This window comes from Loigolactobacillus rennini DSM 20253 (assembly GCF_001436505.1).
Lineage (GTDB): Bacteria > Bacillota > Bacilli > Lactobacillales > Lactobacillaceae > Loigolactobacillus > Loigolactobacillus rennini.
Genome location: NZ_AYYI01000015.1, coordinates 18,889 through 38,837, shown reverse-complemented (window position 1 = coordinate 38,837; position 19,949 = coordinate 18,889). Strand labels below are relative to the sequence as shown.

At 40.8% G+C, this 19,949-nt stretch carries 20 protein-coding genes, 1 pseudogene and 1 riboswitch; of the genes and pseudogenes, 15 read left to right on the top strand and 6 right to left on the bottom strand.

Annotated features, from left to right (window positions below):
• Nucleotides 1–32: 32 nt before the first annotated feature.
• The 7 genes and pseudogenes from FC24_RS02305 to tenA all read left to right on the top strand — a co-directional run bounded on the left by FC24_RS02305 (nt 33) and on the right by tenA (nt 7,475).
• Entirely contained in the window at nt 33–3,149 is a 3,117-nt protein-coding gene (locus tag FC24_RS02305) for a type I restriction endonuclease subunit R (protein ID WP_057873262.1), read from the top strand.
• Nucleotides 3,150–3,375: 226 nt separating this feature from the next.
• Nucleotides 3,376–3,765, top strand: a complete 390-nt coding sequence (locus FC24_RS02300) for a DUF2513 domain-containing protein (protein ID WP_057873261.1) — start codon at nt 3,376–3,378, stop codon at nt 3,763–3,765.
• Between the two features lie 409 nt (nt 3,766–4,174).
• Nucleotides 4,175–4,795, top strand: a pseudogene (locus FC24_RS02295) (DUF3841 domain-containing protein).
• 50 nt (nt 4,796–4,845) lie between these two features.
• Nucleotides 4,846–5,406 carry a GrpB family protein gene (locus tag FC24_RS02290; RefSeq protein ID WP_057873260.1) on the top strand — a complete coding sequence of 187 codons (561 nt, stop codon included), beginning with the start codon at nt 4,846–4,848 and terminating at the stop codon, nt 5,404–5,406.
• A gap of 171 nt (nt 5,407–5,577) precedes the next feature.
• Entirely contained in the window at nt 5,578–6,117 is a 540-nt protein-coding gene (locus FC24_RS02285; protein ID WP_057873259.1) for a GNAT family N-acetyltransferase, read from the top strand.
• A 45-nt stretch (nt 6,118–6,162) separates the two neighbouring features.
• A complete protein-coding gene (locus FC24_RS02280) occupies nt 6,163–6,465 on the top strand; it encodes a bacteriocin immunity protein (RefSeq protein WP_057873258.1) in 303 nt (100 codons plus the stop codon).
• A 48-nt stretch (nt 6,466–6,513) separates the two neighbouring features.
• Nucleotides 6,514–6,603: riboswitch (TPP riboswitch) on the top strand.
• Nucleotides 6,604–6,773: 170 nt separating this feature from the next.
• Nucleotides 6,774–7,475 carry a thiaminase II gene (tenA, locus tag FC24_RS02275; protein ID WP_057873257.1) on the top strand — a complete coding sequence of 234 codons (702 nt, stop codon included), beginning with the start codon at nt 6,774–6,776 and terminating at the stop codon, nt 7,473–7,475.
• 75 nt (nt 7,476–7,550) lie between these two features.
• On the opposite strand, the gene FC24_RS02270 is transcribed toward tenA, so the two are convergent.
• Nucleotides 7,551–8,741 carry an amidohydrolase gene (locus FC24_RS02270; protein WP_057873256.1) on the bottom strand — a complete coding sequence of 397 codons (1,191 nt, stop codon included), beginning with the start codon at nt 8,739–8,741 and terminating at the stop codon, nt 7,551–7,553.
• 233 nt (nt 8,742–8,974) lie between these two features.
• Between FC24_RS02270 and FC24_RS02265 the strand changes: the two genes are divergently transcribed.
• Both FC24_RS02265 and FC24_RS02260 read left to right on the top strand, forming a co-directional pair.
• Nucleotides 8,975–10,330: a uracil-xanthine permease family protein gene (locus tag FC24_RS02265; RefSeq protein ID WP_083485608.1), complete on the top strand. Its 1,356-nt coding sequence runs from the start codon at nt 8,975–8,977 to the stop codon at nt 10,328–10,330.
• A 149-nt stretch (nt 10,331–10,479) separates the two neighbouring features.
• Nucleotides 10,480–11,877, top strand: a complete 1,398-nt coding sequence (locus FC24_RS02260; RefSeq protein WP_057873254.1) for an MFS transporter — start codon at nt 10,480–10,482, stop codon at nt 11,875–11,877.
• Between the two features lie 158 nt (nt 11,878–12,035).
• Here the strand turns inward: FC24_RS02260 and FC24_RS02255 are convergent, their stop codons facing one another.
• From FC24_RS02255 to FC24_RS02245, 3 genes are read right to left on the bottom strand one after another with little or no spacing between them, the layout of a single operon-like run.
• Complete coding sequence (locus FC24_RS02255; protein WP_057873253.1) at nt 12,036–12,893, bottom strand: DUF4097 family beta strand repeat-containing protein; 858 nt, start codon at nt 12,891–12,893, stop codon at nt 12,036–12,038.
• On the bottom strand, nt 12,893–13,498 hold the full coding sequence (locus tag FC24_RS02250) for a DUF1700 domain-containing protein (RefSeq protein WP_057873252.1): 606 nt from the start codon (nt 13,496–13,498) through the stop codon (nt 12,893–12,895). The genes FC24_RS02255 and FC24_RS02250 overlap by 1 nt, the downstream gene beginning before the upstream one ends.
• The gene (locus FC24_RS02245; protein ID WP_057873251.1) at nt 13,473–13,814 is read right to left on the bottom strand and encodes a PadR family transcriptional regulator; all 342 of its coding nucleotides are present in this window, start codon (nt 13,812–13,814) and stop codon (nt 13,473–13,475) included. Before FC24_RS02245 ends, FC24_RS02250 begins: the two co-directional genes overlap by 26 nt.
• Nucleotides 13,815–13,995: 181 nt before the next feature.
• Here FC24_RS02245 and dhaK point away from each other — a divergent pair, with 181 nt between their 5' ends.
• The 4 genes from dhaK (at nt 13,996) to FC24_RS02225 (ending at nt 16,894) form a co-directional block, all read left to right on the top strand.
• Nucleotides 13,996–15,000 carry a dihydroxyacetone kinase subunit DhaK gene (dhaK, locus tag FC24_RS02240; protein ID WP_057873250.1) on the top strand — a complete coding sequence of 335 codons (1,005 nt, stop codon included), beginning with the start codon at nt 13,996–13,998 and terminating at the stop codon, nt 14,998–15,000.
• 27 nt (nt 15,001–15,027) lie between these two features.
• Nucleotides 15,028–15,615 carry a dihydroxyacetone kinase subunit DhaL gene (dhaL, locus tag FC24_RS02235; RefSeq protein ID WP_057873249.1) on the top strand — a complete coding sequence of 196 codons (588 nt, stop codon included), beginning with the start codon at nt 15,028–15,030 and terminating at the stop codon, nt 15,613–15,615.
• Nucleotides 15,612–15,980 (top strand): dihydroxyacetone kinase phosphoryl donor subunit DhaM, encoded by a 369-nt coding sequence (dhaM, locus tag FC24_RS02230; protein ID WP_057873248.1) that lies wholly within the window; start codon nt 15,612–15,614, stop codon nt 15,978–15,980. Before dhaL ends, dhaM begins: the two co-directional genes overlap by 4 nt.
• A gap of 101 nt (nt 15,981–16,081) precedes the next feature.
• The gene (locus FC24_RS02225) at nt 16,082–16,894 is read left to right on the top strand and encodes a Cof-type HAD-IIB family hydrolase (protein ID WP_057873247.1); all 813 of its coding nucleotides are present in this window, start codon (nt 16,082–16,084) and stop codon (nt 16,892–16,894) included.
• A 47-nt stretch (nt 16,895–16,941) separates the two neighbouring features.
• On the opposite strand, the gene FC24_RS11865 is transcribed toward FC24_RS02225, so the two are convergent.
• Nucleotides 16,942–17,064, bottom strand: coding sequence for a hypothetical protein (locus FC24_RS11865; protein WP_268872294.1), 123 nt, complete (start codon nt 17,062–17,064; stop codon nt 16,942–16,944).
• Between the two features lie 147 nt (nt 17,065–17,211).
• On the opposite strand from FC24_RS11865, the gene FC24_RS02220 reads away from it, so the two are divergent.
• Nucleotides 17,212–17,775, top strand: a complete 564-nt coding sequence (locus tag FC24_RS02220) for a TIGR01440 family protein (protein WP_057873246.1) — start codon at nt 17,212–17,214, stop codon at nt 17,773–17,775.
• Nucleotides 17,768–18,637 carry an SPFH domain-containing protein gene (locus tag FC24_RS02215; protein WP_057873245.1) on the top strand — a complete coding sequence of 290 codons (870 nt, stop codon included), beginning with the start codon at nt 17,768–17,770 and terminating at the stop codon, nt 18,635–18,637. Before FC24_RS02220 ends, FC24_RS02215 begins: the two co-directional genes overlap by 8 nt.
• Nucleotides 18,638–19,337: 700 nt before the next feature.
• Here the strand turns inward: FC24_RS02215 and FC24_RS02210 are convergent.
• A complete protein-coding gene (locus tag FC24_RS02210) occupies nt 19,338–19,874 on the bottom strand; it encodes a dihydrofolate reductase family protein (RefSeq protein ID WP_057873244.1) in 537 nt (178 codons plus the stop codon).
• Nucleotides 19,875–19,949: the final 75 nt, after the last annotated feature.

Below are 19,949 nucleotides of genomic sequence, written 5' to 3'. Positions count from 1 at the left end.
CAATTAAATAAAAGAAAGGAGCGTTATACATCATGTCAAAAGGTTATTTACTAGAATCTGATGTTGAAAATCTAGCTTTAGCTACCTTAAAGCAGGTTAGATACGATGTTTATAAAAGTCCAAGTCTTACATCACCAAATCCTGAAATTGATGCGATGAGAGATAATGACCATTCAGTATCTCTTTTGACCGATAATGTTCAAAAGGCACTTCGTGGACTTAATCCAGGATATTCAGATGAAATCTATAGAGAAGCATTTCGACAACTGAGCCGATTAGCTGATAATCCTGATATGATAGTTAACAATCATTATTTTCACAGGTTATTAATTGAAGGAATCAGGGTCAGGACAACAAAAAAAGGTGAAGATAGGACTGAGGTTCTATATCCTATTGATTTTGATCATGCTGAAAATAATGAGTTTATTGCAACAAATCAATTTACCTTCAAAGGAAACCGCGAGAGGCGTCCTGATACGACTATCTTTATAAATGGGTTACCAGTTGTTACGTTTGAATTCAAAGATGCTAGTAACCCTAATGTCAGCATTGAAAATGGTTATCGTCAGTTACAAACCTACAAGGCAGAAATACCTGAATACCTTAAGTATAATGAAATTTTGATCGCTTCGGATGGTATTAATTCACGAGCAGGTTCATTAACCGCTGGTTTTGATCGATTCATGCGTTGGAGAGCTCCCAAAAATATTTCAGAAGATGATGATCTTCAACTAGAAACGATGATTAAGTATATGCTAAATCCTAAAGACTTGCTTAATCTGATTAAAAACTTCATTATCTTTGAAACTGATGGCGATAATACCATTAAAATTTTAGCCGCATACCACCAGTACTATATGGTGAATAAAGCAGTTAATGCTGCTAAACGAACTATCGCTGATCCAAATGATAAGCGTATTGGGGTTGTATGGCATACGACTGGTTCAGGTAAGAGTTTATCGATGGTCTTCTTTGCTAGTATTGTGGCTCGAAAGCTCAATAATCCAACGATGTTAGTGATTAATGACCGTAATGATTTGGATGATCAGTTATTTGACACGTTTGCTGCGGCCCATGAATTCTTACGTCAAAATCCTGAGCATGCTGAATCACGTGTTGAATTACGTAAATTTATGGATAAGCAGTCTGGCGGCATTGTTTTTTCAACTATTCAAAAGTTTTCGCCCAATTTTGAAAACGGTGAAACGGAAATGCCAGTCTTGACTAATCGTAGTGACGTTATTGTTATCGCTGATGAAGCACACCGTAGTCAGTATGGACTAGAGCCAAAATTCACAAATAATGGTTTACGTTATGGCTATGCAAAATACTTGCGTGACGCTTTGCCTAAGGCTGCCTTTATTGGTTTTACAGGTACGCCGATCTCGACAACAGATAAATCAACGGTTGCTGTTTTTGGTAACTACATTGATGTTTATGATATTACTCAGGCGGTAAACGATCATGCCACCGTTAAGATTTATTATGAGAGTCATGTCTTTCCTTTGAAATTAAAAGGAGACGCTCAAGCTAAATATCAGCAGCTTCTAAGAGATGCTCATTTAGATGATGATCCTAATCTTGAGGTTAATGTTCAACGTAGTCGAGAATTTTCACGATTGGAGGCTTTAGTTGGGGCAAAACCACGTTTACAAAGTATAGCTAAACATTTTGTTCATCATTTTGAAGCCAGACAAAAGGAAACATTCGGCAAAGCAATGATTGTCGAGATGTCTCGTCGAAACGCTGTGCGCCTTTATAACGAAATCGTTAATATTCAGCCGGAATGGGAAAGTAATGATCTTAATAAGGGCAAAATTAAAGTTGTCATGACTTCATCTGCTGCTGACGGACCTGAGATGGCAAAATTTCAAACTAGTAAAGCAGATCGAAGAGTTCTTCAAAAGAGGATGAAGGATAACTATGATGAATTACAGATTGTTATTGTGATTGATATGTGGTTGACAGGTTTTGATGTACCTGCGATGAATACTATGTATGTTGATAAACCAATGAAAGGGCATAACCTGATTCAAGCAATCGCCCGTGTTAATCGAGTATTTAAAGATAAAGATAGTGCTTTAATTGTTGACTATATTGGCATTGCGGAAAATTTAAAGACCGCATTAAATGTTTATTCTACAGAAGACCGAGGGCAAGTTGGGATTAATATGAATAAGGCTTTAGCCCTTCTAAAAGAAAAGTACGATATCATCACTAATGATTTTTTGTATGGAGTTGATTATTCTGGCTTTGATTCCAAAAATGGCAAAATACGATTAAAGGTTACTCGACAGGTAGCTAATGAAATTCTACATGAAGACGAAGATACACAAAAGAAATTTTTAGATGTTGTAACAGAACTACAAAAGGCCTATGCGTTAACCTCTACTCAGCCTGAAGTACAGGCATATGGAAAAGAGATTGCGTTCTTTAAGACAGTTAAGGTGTTTATTCAAAAGCTAAAACAACCTATTACATCAAGAGATTCAAGAGAATCTACCAATGTAAAGTACCAGATGCAGCAGTTATTAGATCAATCTATTATTTCTGAGCCAAACGTTGACATATATAATGATTTAGGTCTTAAAAGGCAAAGCGTTGATTTAATTTCAGATGAATTTTTGCAAAAAGTTAACAATATGCCAGAACAAGATGTCGCAATTACTTTATTGGAAAAATTATTAAAGGGTCAGATTAAAGCAATGATGAAAACCAACAAAGTGACATCTGGGAAATTTGAAGATATGCTTCAAAAGTCGATTGATGAATACAATAAGCGTGGTATTACTAGTGAAATAGTTATTCGTAAGCTTATTGAAATGGCTAAAAATATCAATGCTGAGCAGAAAAGGGGAAAAAATTTAGGCCTTAATCAAGAAGAAGTAGCTTTTTATGATGCATTAGCGGATCATGAGAAAGCCATTGAAGTCCTAGGTGAAGAAAAGCTGCATTTGATCGCACAAGAATTAGTTAAATTAGTCAAAAAAGAAGCTGGGGTTGACTGGGAAAAACGGCGGAATATTCAAGCAAAAATGCGTGTGGCAGTAAAACATCTTCTTAGAAAATATGGTTATCCACCTGACATTGCTCCTGAAGCTGTGAATACAGTGGTTGAACAAGCTGAACTTATGGCCTTAAATGATTGATATCCCCATATAAAATTAGTTCACAGTAGTAATTTTTTAAGAGATGAGGATCACAATAAAATATTTGAAGTTGTGAGTGACAAATTCATAATTTAAATTACAATTATGTTAGGAAAAATAAGTAAATTTTCTTATAACAGTAGTTCTTAGATATTATTATAAAGATATCAGATGTTTTTGATTTTATAGATCAAGTTTCTGATATGGTAAAATAGGAGATTGATTAATGAAATTAGATCATGATTTAGTTCGGCATATTTTGCTAGCTATTGAATCAAATGAAAACATTTCTGGGCCAGATGGGAAGGAGCTATTAGCATCTGTTTCTAAAAGGGGATATGTTAATCTAGATGAGATCGCTTATTCGATAACAAAATTAAAAGAAGCTAATTATATAACCGGTAAGGCTAGCTGGGGAGATAATATGCCAACTGAGATAATCCCCGGTAATTTAACGTTTGAAGGACATCAATTTCTAGATAATATTAGGGATGATTCAGTGTGGAAAGATACGAAAAAAGTGTTATCCAAATTTTCTAGTGTTTCACTAACATTCGTTTCTAGTGTTGCCAGTAGTGTAATAACACAGCTAATTAAACAACAAATCGGTATTTAATATTTTCCACAAATTATTACTATATTTAGTTGTTGCTAGTTGTCATCGCAAATCAATAATAAAATTGGTTCAAAGATTATTATAAAAAATAATCAAAGATAAGTTTTTTTAAGTTGAGTATATATTATAAATACTATGGTGAGCTAGATATTAGGATTCAGGCTGGATAAAGTGTTTAGTCGAATTACCTTTAATACGTTGAGAATGTGACGAGGTTAAAATGCAAAAAATAACTAAATTTAGTTCCAGTAATATCTAACAACAATAAAAGTGTACGTTTTCTTTCTTAACGACTGAAAATGTGCATTTTTTTAATCATCTGTCTGTTATCATTTATTGAATATTACTGATACTAAATTTATAATAACCTAGCAATTAGAAATTTTTATGGATAGAGGTTGGCGACAAGATGATTGTGTGGACAAATCAGCCTTATGTGGTTTATCAAAAGTTAATGCGCACAGGTAGTGTGAGCTGTGACCCACAAAAGTCTGATAATTTAAATTCCACTATTTTAGAGAGTAATCGTATTTTTCAGCGAGCTTATACTTGGATGACTGAGCAGCTACGGGCTAAAGTTGGACCAGCGCCAGCAGGTGTGACGTATCCGATTTGGGCTTGGTATAGACAAAACTTCACTCACCGGCGTCCCGATTTTAGGGAACGACACGATTATGCCGATCAAGTATGCATTGAATTAGATATTACAGAGGAAGATATTTTACTAAGTGATTTTTCTGCTTGGCATTTTGTATTAAATGATTGGTACAATAATGATGCGACTAATGAAAAAGAATGGGAAGAAAAAGAGCGTTGATTCGATAATTTACCAGCAGAGAAGCAAAAAATAGTCACAGCACAATCTTGGCAGCGCATTTTTGACATTACTCCGCGAAAAGATAATTGGACAATGAATGGAAAATATGTTCAGGCTTGTTTTTGGCTATTACAAAAAGAACAAGTAAGACGTGTTTGGCGTTTAAGAAAGGGACATCGTGTTAAGGAGCTAGCTGTTTCTGAAGTTATTTAACTAAAAACATAGATGGGGCCAATAGACGATCAGAATGGAGAAAACATTAAATGACTAAATCACTATCAGAAATGTCACTTAAAGAATTATGGGAGTTGTTTCCCATTCAATTGACGCCGCATCAAGCCTACTGGGAAGATTGGTACCAAACAGAAAAGCGATCGCTTGCAGCTTTTTTGCCAAGGAATGTTTTCCTTGCACATATTGGCAGTACTGCTATTCAGGGCATTTGGGCCAAACCGATCATTGATATTTTGTTAGCGGCGCCAGAAAGTGAACATGACTTAATTAAAACAAGATTGCTTAAACATGGCTATCTCTGCATGGCACAAACGAAGCACCGTATCGATTTTAATAAGGGTTATTTGCCTACTGGTTTTGCTAAGCGGGTATTCCATTTGCACTTGCGTTGTTTTGGCGATGATGATGAATTATATTTTCGTGATTATTTGAAGGTACACCCCAAAGTGGCAAAAAAATACGAACAATTAAAGTTATCTCTTTGGGTACCTTATCAGCATGATCGTGATGGTTATACCGCACAGAAAACGCGCTTTGTTCAAAAAGTGACGCGCACGGCTAAAGCAGAACGCGGCGAAAATAATAGCTGAACATGTCAGCGCCAATTTAGTGTGGCCAATATTTTTTAGCACTAAATTTGTGTTGGCATTGCTGGTCATTGTAGACTAACAAAAATAACGCGGAGGAATGAACATGCCATTAAGAATACAGCCATTACAGAAAAAGATTATCAGCAAGCAGTACAGTACGCGATTGTAGGGATGCATTTTGAGCGTTACTTCGCAAATAGTTGGCTGTTAAAGCGCTATGGTCACTATTTTTTTAATTCTGAGCTCAATCGCGCAACTCATGTATTAGCGGTGTATGATGGTGATCATTTAGTGGGTGTTTTAATGGCAGATTTGACAGGCCAGCCTAAGATCCAATTTAGTCGTTGGCGTCAGGTAAAGGTGTGGCTGTGGGAAACTTTACAGCATGTTTTTGCTGGTGGGGTTGATCGCTATGCCCAAGCTAATCAAGCACTTTATGCGGCATACCGGCGCCATTATCAGTCTGATGGTGAAATCAACTTTTTTGCGGTGGATCCGCAGGCACAGGGCAAAGGAAGCGGCACATTTTTACTGAATGCGTTGAAAAGTGAAGTGGCTGGCAAGGCGCTTTATTTATACACAGACGATAACTACAATTATCGGTTTTATGAGCACCGCGGTTTTCAGCGTTCTGGAACTGAACAAATTCAATTTAAAATTGGGAAGAAGTTGACTACTTTGCGATGTTTTTTATATCATCGGGAGTTTTGATTGAATGTTACACTGTACTTGGATCCCAAAAGGAGTGTGGCAGTTATGGCTAAGCAAGCAAAAGCCGAACAATTAATGGCGCAACTCAGCGCCGCTTATTCTGATTCAGTGGTCAAGCGTTTGCCGATTTTACGAGATTATTTATTAAAAGCAGCTAGTGGATTAAACCGCAGTGGCGATGCAGCTTTAGTGGCAAGCAAGTTATACCAAAAGTTAGCCCTTTACCAGTCGGTTCACAAACAAGCTATGCCACCGGCCATTGCGTTATTGCAGCAACAGCTAAAAAAACAGGCGCTAAAGTATGATGCCACTGCCATTATTGCCACTTTGTTTCCATTTTGGCTTTAGCACCGGTCGTAGAAAGCGCTTAATTATGTTAAAGTAAAGATAATTAAATAGTAACATTTGGGGTGCTGCAACGGCTGAGATGATACCCATTGAACCTGATTCAGTAAAACTGACGGAGGGAAATGTGACTTGTTGAGTAAAAGACTATCCCTAAGTGCTGGAATAGTCATTTTTAGTGGGTAAGGGTGCAAATTATGTCTCAGCAAGCAGATTAGTCAATGATTTGCTTGTGTAACAGCGATTGCTTCTGATTAACTTAAGCGGCTTATCCCAATGGCTATTTAACTATTTTAGCTAGGAGGAGTAGCATGCTTTTTACAAAATTAGTGCGGCAAAAGGTTACCCCGTATTGGGAGGGAAGTTTCCAGCATCCTTTTATTCAAGAATTGGAAAGCGATAACTTAGTACCGGAAATTTTTCGCTATTATTTAATCCAGGATCAGTATTATTTATCACATTTTAGCCGCTTACATTTTTTGATTGCACAGCAGACTACGGATAAAGCGGTAGCTGATTTGATGGTGGCAGAAGCGAAAGGCTTAGCGTCTGGTGAACTTGCGGTGCGGCGGGACTTTTTCAAGCAGTTAGCGATTACAGATAAAGAGGTTGCGCAAACGCCGGTGGCACCCACAGCTTATCATTATGTTTCACACATGTACCGCCAATTAATTGATGGCACGTCGAATACGGCTTTTGCCGCGGCGTTGCCTTGTTCTTGGCTGTACCATGAAATTGGGGTGCGCTTAAATCAGCACGGCTCACCGGATCCACTTTACCAGCAGTGGATTGCAACCTACGCGGATAAAACGGCAGCGGCGCAATTACAGCAAGCTTGTCGGGTGATTAACCGCCTGTATCAAAAAAGTTCGGTAGCGGAGCAACAGGCGATGGTGCAAGCCCTTTGCATTAGCAGCCAGCTTGAATACGCCTTTTGGCAAATGGCCTATACATTTGAACGCTGGCCTAAAGGTGCTGCTAACGGGTCACCAAAGCATGTGCGTCAACGGTAATGTCGTTAACTAAAAATGCTTACTGGACCATTTATGACCAAAGTGACATGGTGGTTAATGGCAGCGAGCATTTTTTTAATTTTCTGGTGCTAAAAGGTTTAAAACAGCGGTGCCAGCGGCTTTAGCAGCAATCAGTAAGGCGGCTTCATTTAGTAAAAAATTGGGACTGTGATGGGGATGATTTTGTTGATCATCCGGCATGCAACCAACGTAAAAGAAGCAACTGGGCCGTTTTTGTGCATAGTAAGCAAAATCTTCAGAGGGATCTTGCGGACCGCAATCGGTGATGTGCTTGATTTCCGGAATAGCAGCGTGTTGTATAGCAGCGACGACTTTTTGGGTTAATTGCGGCTCATTATATAATACGGGGTAATTATCATCATAGTCTAAATCTGCGTGAACGTTAAAAGTAGTTTCTACGCCGCGGATGATTTGTTCAATTTGCTGGTGAACTAATTGTCGCGTACTTTCTTGCATCACACGCACATCACCTTTTAAGGTAACGGCTGCTTTAATCGCATTGAACGTACCAGCACCGTCAAAAGAGCCAATAGTTACACTAGCTGTCGCGAAAGGATCCAAGCGGCGGGCGACAACCGTTTGCAGTAAAGTGACAAAATAGCTGCCGGCGACAATGGCATCATTTGCCAATTGCGGCATTGACGCGTGGCCGCCTTTTCCAATAAATTTAACGGTAAAATTACTGCGGCCAGTTTGCGTTTCGCCTTGGTGGTAACCGATAGTACCAGTAGGGATGGATGACATCACGTGTAAGCCAAGCACCCGGTCTACATTCGTTAAACAGCCAGCTTTAATCATGCTTAAAGCACCCCCGGGGGCCACTTCTTCGGCTGGTTGGTGAAGAATCCGCACACTGCCGTGCAAATCGGCTTTTAACGCAATGAGTTGTTTAGCTAGAACTAATAAATAAGCTGTGTGCGCATCGTGCCCACAAGCATGCATGGCGCCGGGATTGACGGATTTAAATGGTAAATCATTATCTTCTTGAATGGCTAGCGCATCGAAATCCGCGCGCAATGCGATTTTAGGTCCTGAATGGCCGCCAATGATATCCACGATGATACCATAACCAGTACCACAATCACGAACTTGGCAGTCAAGTCCTTGGTAAAATTGTTTGATGTAATGAGCGGTTTCTTTTTCATGGAAGGAAATTTCTGGGTGCCGATGTAAATGCCGGCGGATGCTAATCATTTCCTTTTCTGCTGCCTGCAGGCGCTGCATTAATTTAGTTTCAAGTGACATGATCATTCCTCCTAAGTTAGCGTTTGTTTTATGATAACAATATAAAGGTAATTAACTTAAAAATACATTGTTTTGCAAAATCCGAATTATTATTTAATTTTCCCCTTGATCATTCTTGAAATTAATTTTATACTAGTTTCATTCCTTTTGTTCGTAAATAGCGCTATTTACTTATTTTTCGGAACTAATTTAGCTTTAATCTGTTTAAAAAACGAATATTGGAGTGAATGGATTTGGCAAATAAAGCAGGATTAATCGTCGGACCAGATGAAGCGATTAAGGCGCACACGGCAACGTTATTAGGTTTACAACATGTTTTGGCGATGGATGTTTATGTCCCGCCGTTTATTATTGCTGGTTTATTGGCAATGAGTATGGATGCCAAAATGGCCTTGATTCAAATAACCTTTTTTGCTGCTGGAATCGGCACCATTTTGCAAACTAGGTATTTTATGAAGATGCCGATGACGCAAGGGCCTTCCTTTGTTCCTATCGGCGCGATTGCTGGGATTTATTTAGCAAACGGTGGCGGCCAGCATGGTTTAGCAACCGTATTTGGTTCGTTGTTAGTGGGCGCGGTTTTAGTGATCTTATTTGGTCTATCTGGCTTCTTTCAAAAAATCATTCGGTATTTGGTGCCTTCATTAGTCGGCGGTACCATTATTACGGTAGTGGGGTTGTCGTTAATTCCTTCCGCATTGAATGACAATATTTTCCAAGCTGGCGGTAACCTTAACCAAAATGTCATATTAGGCGTGGTGACGGCGACGATTTTAGTGACCTGTGTTGCCATTAGTTTACGGTTTCCTCGTTTAGCCCGCGCATTTAAAGTCAGTTCGATCATTATTGCCTTGTTAGGTGGTTCTTTATTGGCCGCGAGCATGGGGCGTTTTTCGTTTAAATCCATTGCGACAGCACCTTGGTTTAGCTTACCTAGTTTTGCGGTGACGCATTACGGTTTTCATTTTTCGCTTTCGGCTATTTTAACCATGATCGTGATTTACGCTGTTTTATTGACCGAAACGTCTGGTACTTGGTTTGCGATGAGCGCTATTTTACAAGAACCGATGACAGATAAACAATGGAATCGTGGGATTATCGGTGAAGGGCTCAGCTGTTTAATCGCCGCGCTGGCAGGTTCCACACCGATGACAGGTTATTCGACTAATGCAGGGGTGATTTCCATTACAGGTGTGGCTAGTAAGCGTGCTTTTATAGCAGCTGGTGTGTGGTTTATCGGCTTTAGTTTTATTGGTAAATTAGCAGCCTTTTTAGCGGCGATTCCAGCTCCTGTTATCGGCGGCGTTTTTGCCATCATTTGTTCAACTATTATGCTGAGTGGCTTGCAAGTGATTCGGCAGCAGCAGTTTGCGGAACGGGATTTATATATCATTGGCCTTCCAATCATTATGACGTTGGCGTTGATTTTAATTCCAGAACAATTAACCAAAGAAGCGCCGCAACTCATTCAGTATTTATTGAGTTCGCCAGTTGCCGTCAGTGCCATTTTAGCCATTGCACTCAACCAAATTTTGCCGCAACAAATCGTTCCTGCTAAAGCTAAACTTGCAGTAAAGGAGCAAGCTTAGGATAAACTAGTTTAAAGTGACTTGGGCTGACAGTGACAACTGTCGCTTCAGGTCGCTTTTCATTTTGGACAATAAACATATGCATTCTGACTGACAGCTGTGGTAGACTGAATTCATGATGTTTGTGAAATGGAAAGCAGGGATATGACATGCAACAACGGCTTTCACGGGCAACCGTACTGGGTATTGTCGCAACTGGATTATTGAGTTTTATGGGCGTTTTAGTTGAAACGTCTTTAAACGTGACGTTTGCAACGTTGACCAAACAAATGAACGTTAATTTAGCGACCATTCAATGGCTAACTACAGGCTATTTATTGGTAGTCACCATGACGATGATCGCTTCGGCCCATTTAATTAAACGCTATTCAGTCAAAACATTATTTTTAGTCGCCGTGATTTTTTTCACAGCAGGTAATTTGCTCAGTGCAGTTGCACCTAATTTTAGTGTGATTTTACTGGGTCGTTTAGTTCAGGCGTTTTCGACCGGTTTGGCTACGCCGTTAATGTTCCATATTATTTTAACGTCTGTTCCGCAACAACGATTAGCGACCTATAATGGTATGGCAGCGATGATTATTGCACTGGGGCCAGCTTTAGGGCCAACTTATGGCGGCTTTTTAACCGCGTTGTGGTCTTGGCGGTTAATTTTCTGGCTACTTTTCCCCTTAATTTTGGTGGTCTTTGTTCTGGGATATTTTAATTTAGACTTAAAGCCAGTCAATCCGCAAGATCGTTTTGATGGCTGGGGTTTTGGACTTTTAAGCCTGTTTTTGATTTTATTGTCGTTGACCTTTAACCGAGCGGCAAAGGTTAGTTTTACTAGTTGGCAATTTTGGCTGTTGCTGCTTTTAAGCGGGTTAACGTTAGTAGCCTATTATTATTATAATCGCCATTCCTCCCGTCATTTAATTGATTTTTCGATTTTTCGGCATCAAATTGTCACTTGGAGTTTATTAGGCTACTTCTTGTTGCAATTTATCAATATTGGTTTTTCTTTTGTGGTACCACAAGTCGCGCAATATGTTTTAAAAGAAGATGCATTTGTGGCGGGGATTATTTTACTGCCTGGTGCCCTGTTAGGTGTTCTTATTGCGCCTTTAGCAGGTAGTTGGATGGATCGCGTCGGGACGCCTTTGCCCATTGTGATCGGCCACGTGATTTTTGTATTGAGCGCGCTGGCTTTTGTGGTGTTGGACCGCCATTTAACCGTTTGGTTACTGCTGATTTTTTATTTTTTGTTGCGTTTGGGCTTCAATTTTGCTTTTGGAAATACTATCAGTCATGCTAGTATTCAAGTCGAATCTGAACAAAAAGCGGATATTAATGCCGCGTTTAACATGTCTCAACAATATGCAGGTTCGTTGGGAACCAATATTTTTGCTGCTGTTATTGGTATTTATCAATTACAGCCCGGCAGTTTACAAGTAACAACGGCACAGGGTGCTACGGTGGACTATTGGCTAATTACCTTGCTGGCCGCGATTGCATTAGTGGCAAGTTGGTTCAATTATCGGCTCACGATGAAGCAGCGCCGGCAAGCTTAAAGATCAAAAAAGACCCGATAAGTTTAGAGAAATAGCAAAAAATAGGGCTGCTCCATAATTTGATTATGGGACAGCCCTTTTAATGACTAAACTGATAGTTGTGCATCATGATAGTAGTAAACGTTCACCAGCAAGATAGCTGCTGGTTCAGTTTTTTGTTATTCAATTTTAATATCACCAGTTTGTGCTGTGGCTTTAATTCGATTAGCAGCGGTAGGGTGTTTTAAATAAGAGGATTGCTGCGTACGGTCACGGAAATGAATATCACCAGATTTACTGCGCAAATGATAACCGGTACTATCACTATTAGTCAAAGCAATATCACCGTTGTCAGTGGCTAATGTTGTAATTCCAGTTAAACGACTGTTTTCAATCTCAATGTCACCGTCATCGCTGCTTAGTTTAGATTGGTTTAAATGGCTATTATTAATGCTGATATTACCGAAGCTGCTAGAACTATCAACTTTAGTCAAGGTCGTGTTAGTCAATTTAACGTCGCCACCACCGGTGGTAATTTGGCCATTGCCAGTGACTTTGAGTTGGTTAGCGGTAAAACCATTACCATTTAGATCTAAATAAAGTTGTTGGGTTGTGATGTTTTGCAGTTTTAAGTTGCCACTATCCAATGACAAATTTAGTTGGGCCAGTCGTCGTTTTGGCAAAGTCAGCTTAATTTGCGGTATTGTTTCATCTGAACTAAAACCGATGTGTGGTAGGTCTTTAGTTTGGTTAACGGTTAATGTGCCATCATTTTGACGAATTTTAGCGGCATTAGTGACATCGCCTTGCACTTTAATTGCCGCGCGCTTACCTTGTGTGATTGTCACATCTGCGGCGCCACTATTGATTTTAACTTGGTCAATGCGGCCTAATTGTTTACTTTGTGTTTGCGTTTTAATGATGTGAAATCCATGATCATAAGTAATGGCGCGAACGCCACCAAATGCGGCGCTTAAACCGGCAAAAATTAAGCCGATAATTAGAATGATGGTGGCCCATTTTGCAATTCTTTTCATTAGTGATTGGCTCCCTTCCGCTTAGGTGTTCTGACTTTACGGTAGATGTGTTTAATCAGTGCGGCGCCCCATTGTAGTAACAATTTGACGATTAAGTAGCTGAACAATAAACCTAATGCGCCTGCACCTAAACCGATTAGGCCAGTACCAATGTAAAAAATGCCAGTGATAAATGATTGGAATAACACCGCAATCCCGGCAATTAGTAAAAAGCCACCAGCTAAGAATAATGCCGCAACCAACATGATTGCCGTAAAAATGATGGCGATAACCACAGCGATGCCAGCCACTAAAAAGGCTAACACAACGGCTGCCAAAGGTAACGCAATGGGGCTAGCGAATAATGCCAGTAAAATGAGCCAGATTAAATGTGCATTGTGCCTGGGGCTGGCTTTAGAGACTTGTGTTCGCTGAATTGAGTAATCAGCAAGGGTTTTTCGCGCCAATTGCTGCGGTGTGCCTAATTGCTGTACGACGGCAGTATAATCTGGTAACCCTGCATCTAAAATGTACTCTTGATAATATTCCAGAACGTCATTTAATTCATCAGGGGAGAGTTCTTTTAATAAATGAGCAAATTTATCTAAGTAAGCTTGCGTCGTCATTTTCCGTTCCCTCCTTTTTTAATAACCAATCAACACGGTGCTTATAACTTTCCCAATCTAAACGGATTTCGGCTAAGCGCTGGGTACCAGCCGGAGTAATTCGGTAGTAGCGGCGGTTGCGACCTTTATAGGGCTGATCATAAGTTTCTAATGCACCATTTTTCTTAAGCCTGCGCAAAACGGGGTACAACGTTGATTCTGAAATGGTGATAGTCTGTTTAATTTGTTGCGTAATCAGGTAGCCGTAATAATCCTTGTCAGCTAACAGCGCTAACACACAACCATCCAGTAATTCTGAGCTGATCGGGATGCCCATGTTTATACACCTCACTATATTATATGACATATAATACTATTTAGCTTTAACTGTATAGAAAAACGGCATCGTTGTCAAGTCATTTCGGTAACCATGATTGTAGGCATTTGGCTTGTCACTGGTTTTAGAAAAAGTTATACTGAAGTTGTATGTTGAAAGCTTAGGGAGGGAAGTAGCGCTTATGAAAAAGATTATGAACGATCCGGAAAATATTGTGCCGGAAATGGTGGCTGGTTTAGTGCAGGCTTATCCGCAACACTTGAAGCAATTGCCTGATACTGAAGCGTTAGTTAGGCATGATGAAGCGTCGATGGCTGGTAAAGTAGGGGTTATCAGTGGTGGTGGCAGTGGCCATGAACCAGCACATGCCGGCTTTGTGGGTCCTGGGATGCTATCTGCAGCCGTTGCAGGACAAGTTTTCACTTCACCGACACCTGACCAGATTTATGCGGCCATCAAAGCAGCTGATCACGGCAAAGGTGTCTTCATGATTATTAAAAATTATTCGGGTGACGTGATGAATTTTGACATGGCCAAAGATTTAGCTGAAATGGATGACATCGCTGTTAAATCAATTGTAGTAGATGATGATATTGCCGTTGAAAACAGTACCTTTACTCAGGGACGCCGCGGTGTTGCGGGGACAATTTTCATGCACAAGGTGATCGGTGCGGCAGCTGACCAGGGTGCTTCACTAGATGAACTTGCAACTTTAGCGCAGAAAGTAAAACCTAATATTAAAACTATTGCGGTGGCTCTGTCTGGTGCGACCGTACCTGAAGTGGGTAAGCCTGGCTTTATTTTAGCTGATGATGAAATTGAATACGGTGTTGGGATTCACGGTGAACCAGGTTACCGTAAAGAAAAAATGCAGCCAGCCAATGCTTTGGCTAGTGAATTGCTAAACCGGTTAAAAGCAGAATTTCATTACCAAGCTGGTGATCACTTTGCATTATTAGTCAACGGCATGGGCGCAACACCACTGATGGAACAATATGTGTTCACCCATAATGTAATGGATCAATTGGCAGCGGATAAAGTCAACATTGATTTTACTAAAGTGGGTAACAATTTAACGTCATTGGATATGGCGGGCGTTTCTTTAACGTTATTTAAATTAGCTGATTCCAAATGGTTACAAGCTTTACAATACCCAGTGGACACTATTGCTTGGACGCAAAAATAATAATGCACTAAAGAGAGGACAATTTAAATGGCATTAACTTTAGAAAATACATTAAACTGGTTGCATGGTTTTGATCAGGTTATTGAAGCTAAAAAGGCTTATTTAAGCCAGTTGGATACCCCAATTGGTGATGGCGATCACGGTAATAATTTAGCCCGGGGTGCGGCGGCAATTGAAGCTGCCTTGGAAAAAAATAAACCGACTGATTTAACCGCAGCTTTAAAAACAATTGCAATGGCGCTAGTTAGTAAAGTTGGCGGTGCTTCTGGTGCGTTATACGGAACTGCTTTTTTAGAAATGGCTAAAACCAGTCAAAAGACCCAAGCGTTACCTGACTTGTTGGCAGCCGGCTTAGCTGGCATTCAAAAACGGGGCAGTGCAACAACAGGTGAAAAAACCATGGTTGATGTCTGGGCGCCAGTAGTCACTGCCGCGCAAGCAGGTGAATTAGATCAAGCAGTTGTTGATCAAGCTGTTCAAGCTACTAAAGAGATGCAAGCCACTAAGGGACGCGCCTCTTATGTTGGTGAAAAATCAGTTGGTCACCTTGATCCAGGCGCTGTTTCTAGTGGTTACCTCTTCACAGAACTATTAAAGACTGGGGTGGACAAATGAGCCTAGGAATTTTAATTGTCTCGCATGTAGCTGACATTACGGTAGGTGTGCAAAAATTGATTAGTCAAACAGCTGCCCAAGTCCCCGTAACCGTAGCTGGTGGTACTGATGATGGCGGCGTTGGCACCAGTGTTGATAAAATCCAGCAAGCTGTTGCAGCAAATAAAGCAGACGAATTATTGGCGTTTTATGATTTGGGTAGTGCCAAGATGAATTTAGAAATGGCTCAAGAATTTAGTAATAAACCAATTTACCTGTATGACGTGGCGTTAATTGAAGGGGCTTATACTGCGGCAGCCTTACTACAGGCAGGTGTGGAACGGTCGGAAATTGAAAAGCAATTGCGGCCTTTAAAGATTAAATAAGCCAGTTAAACAGTGACCGTGTTAACTTAAATCTTTTTGTTATGTTTTACCTTGTGCGGCTGTGCGGTAAAATAAATTTAACGAACGTGAGGGGGTGCAAGATGATTAAGTTAGTGGTGACCGATATGAACGGCACATTACTTAATGCCGCACAAAAATTTGATCATTCCCGGCTAAATCAGTTATTGCAGCGGCTAGCGCAGCACCATGCTTATTTTGCTGTGTGCAGTGGCAACCAATACCGGCATTTACGTGACGTGATGGCACCGGTATCTGCTAATAATCTCATTTATGTGGCTGAAAATGGTGCGTCGATTTATTGGCGGCAAAAACAAATTTTTGATGGTGCATTATCAGCTAAACAGCTAGCTGACTTTTTGCAGCTTTATCAAGCTCAACCACCATTATTACAACAGGCTTATATTATTTTAACTGGTAGTACAAAATCTTATACTAGCCGTGGTGTCCCAGAAGCTCTGCTGCAGCAAGCTCGTCAATTTTATGCTAATTTACAGGCTGTCGACTTGCAAAAAGTAACGACGCCAATTAAAAAAATTAGCCTAGCTTATACAAGTGGGCAGCCGCAACAACATGTTGCTGCGTTAAATCAATATTTTGCTGGCCAATTAGTGGCACATGATAGTGGTTATGGTGTGATTGATTTGGTTCGTGCTGATGTGGGCAAAGCAGCGGCAGTAAAGTTTTTGCAGCAATATTGGCAAATTACTCCCGCTGAGACTGTGGCGTTTGGCGATGGGACCAATGATATTGCGATGCTAAAATCAGCTGGTCGCAGTTATGCCATGCAAAATGCAGCTGCTGAAGTACAGAAAGCAGCACAGCGCATTACAGAATTAGACGCTGAACATGATGGTGTTTTGGCAACACTAGAAGATTTGTTGGTTGGAGAATAAAATTAGGTAACAAAAAAGCTGTGGCAAACTTTGTTTGACCACAGCTTTTAATGTCCATTTCGGCGGACACCACGTTTGTGCGCGCTGAGTTGGTTCACTTGTTTTTTAAATTTTAACCAGGTCTGCTCTCGCTGTTTAGTATTTTCCCGGTGTCGTTTTGTATATTTCATTTTATCACCTTCTTAAATGCGCTATCCATTATACCGCGTTTTGCTAAGTTGTCTAGTCATCTGTTGACCCAGCGCTTGGCAGCGTGCATAATGTGAATGAGTAAACAATTTTAAATAACAATAGGTATACTGATGATGGGAGGGTAAATGATGGATATCGAAAAAATTGCCGCGCAAACGCGACAGGGAGCTTCTGAACTGTTAGCACAAGATGCTTTACAGCCTGGTGATGTTTTTGTTTTAGGTTGTAGTACAAGTGAGATCCACGGCCAGCAGATTGGCAAGGATTCCAGTCTAGCGATTGGCCGGACGGTGGTGAAAACATTGTGCGAATTACTGACACCGCAGAAAATCCACTTAGCCGTCCAAGGCTGTGAACACATTAACCGTGCATTAGCGGTAGAACGCCAAGTTGCGCAGGCACATGGTTGGGAAGTTGTCAAAGTTGTCCCAGCTTTGCATGCTGGCGGAGCTGCCCAAGTCGCGGCATTTGAACAATTCATGGATCCAGTTGAAATTGAACACATCACTGCACAAGCTGGCATGGATATTGGTGATACTGCCATTGGCATGCATGTTAAATTTGTCCAAGTACCAGTGCGGACAAAAATTGATGTCATTGGTGCCGCTCACACAATTTATTTACGCAGCCGGCCAAAATTAATCGGTGGCCAGCGGGCACAATATGAATGGAGAGATCAGGATGACTGAAAAGAAAGCATGGTACATTAATGGCTACATTGGGTTAATTATTTTACTAGTTTGGCTAATTTTAGCAGGTTGGTGGACATTGGCTAGTTTTGCAGCAGCACAGGCTTTTGGAACTATTTGTGGCGGCATTTTAGTGTTGATCGCACTTTTATTTGCCAGTGGCGTGACTATTGTTGCCCCTAATGAGGCCAAAGCAGTGACGTTTTTTGGTAAATACATTGGGTCATTGAAAGAAAGTGGGTTGTTTATTACACTGCCGCTGACGTATAAATACCCGATTTCATTACGGGTACGTAATTTTAACAGCGATATTTTAAAAGTGAATGATGAACAAGGTAATCCAGTTGAAATTGCAGCGGTGATTGTTTTTCGCGTAGTAGATACAGCTAAAGCACTATTTAACGTGGATCATTATGAAGAATTTGTCCAAATTCAAAGTGAAGCGGCAATTCGACACGTTGCTAGCCGGTATGCTTACGATACGTTTAGCGATGAAAAAGCAATCACGTTGCGAGGAAACACCACTGAGGTGTCCCAAAAGCTGGCGGCAGAATTAGAAGAACGGCTAAAAGTTGCAGGCGTTGAAGTGATTGAAACCCGTTTGACCCACTTGGCTTACGCAACAGAAATTGCCAGTGCCATGTTGCAACGACAACAAGCATCAGCCATTTTGGCAGCGCGGAAGATTATTGTCGAAGGTGCTGTCACTATGACAGAAGACGCATTATCGCGCCTAGAAGCTAATGATAAATTAAACTTTGACGACGAACGCAAATTACGCGTAGTCAACAACCTATTAGTATCAATCATAGCAGACCGCGGCACCCAACCCATTATTAATACAGGAGAAACGGAAAATTAAAAGAGTGAAGAGTGCCCGGAAAGGCGGTTAGCTTCTGAGTATTAGCCTAAGCAGACAAGTTATTTGCGGAGCAAATGTTTTGGCTGCTGTAGCTAAACGGAAGAAGCTGCCTTTCCGGGCACGTTTAACCGGGCGGTGCAAAGCAAAAACAAAGATGCACTGAACTGTTGAGCATTAGCCTAGTTTAAGGGGATGATTCGCGTAAGCGGATTGTCCCGTTAAACGTCGCTAAGCGGAAACAGTTGCCAGTTTCAGCACGTTTAGCCAGGCGATGGTAGTTAATAGCAAAAATGCACTGAGCTTCTAAGTACTAGCCTAAGCAGACAAGTTATTTGCGGAGCAAATGTTTTGGCTGCTGTAGCTACTATTTTGCAATTAGGGAAGATTTTCGTTCCGAAAATCTCTGATGCGTCAGACGTTGACCATTCAACTACGGCGTAAACCGCCGAGTTGAAACATGGCAGACGGAAGAAGCTGCCTTTCCGGGCACGTTTAACCAGGCGGTACTAAGCAAAAACAAAGATGCACTGAACTGTTGAGCATTAGCCTAGTTTAAGGGGATGATTCGCGTAAGCGGATTGTCCCCTTAAACGTCGCTAAGCGGAAGCAGCTGCCAGCTCCAGCACGTTTAAATGGGCGATGGTAGGCAAAAGTAACAAGCCGAATGATTTTGAAATCATCCGGCTTGTTTTAATCCCTTTTATTGTTCTTCCACTGCATAAGTCAGTTCCACTAAACGACCAATTTTTTTAGTTTTCATCAGATTTAGTGGGACATCTTTTAAGTTTGTCCGTAGTAATGGTGTGCCATCGCCCAGTAAAACTGGTGCAATGGAAATAATCAGCTTGTCAATTTCATGTGCTTTGAGTAATTTTGCAAACAGGTCAGGGCCACCAACTAGCCAGATATCGCCGCCTTTTTTCTGTTTTAGCTGGCGGACAAATTCAACAACATCGCCTGCAACTACTGTTGCGCGTTCACTTGCATCATGCATGGTAGTTGAAAAAACAAAGCTTTGCTTATCTGCATAAGGATAACTGCCAGCACGCTGTATGGCGCGGGTATAGGTTTTCCGCCCCATAATCACGGTATCAACCCGATTGTAAAAATTTTGGAAGGCGTTATCTGCCTCGGTGGTGTTAAGTTGTTGCAGCCAAGTCATACCGCCATCATGTTCAGCAATATAACCATCTAAACTTTGGACTAAATATAAAAGAACATTTTGCGTTTCTGCCATTGCCTTTTCCTCCATTAGTGATAGTTTAAAGTTAGTGCGTGATGTTTATTTGAATTAAAACGGTGTACATGTTTA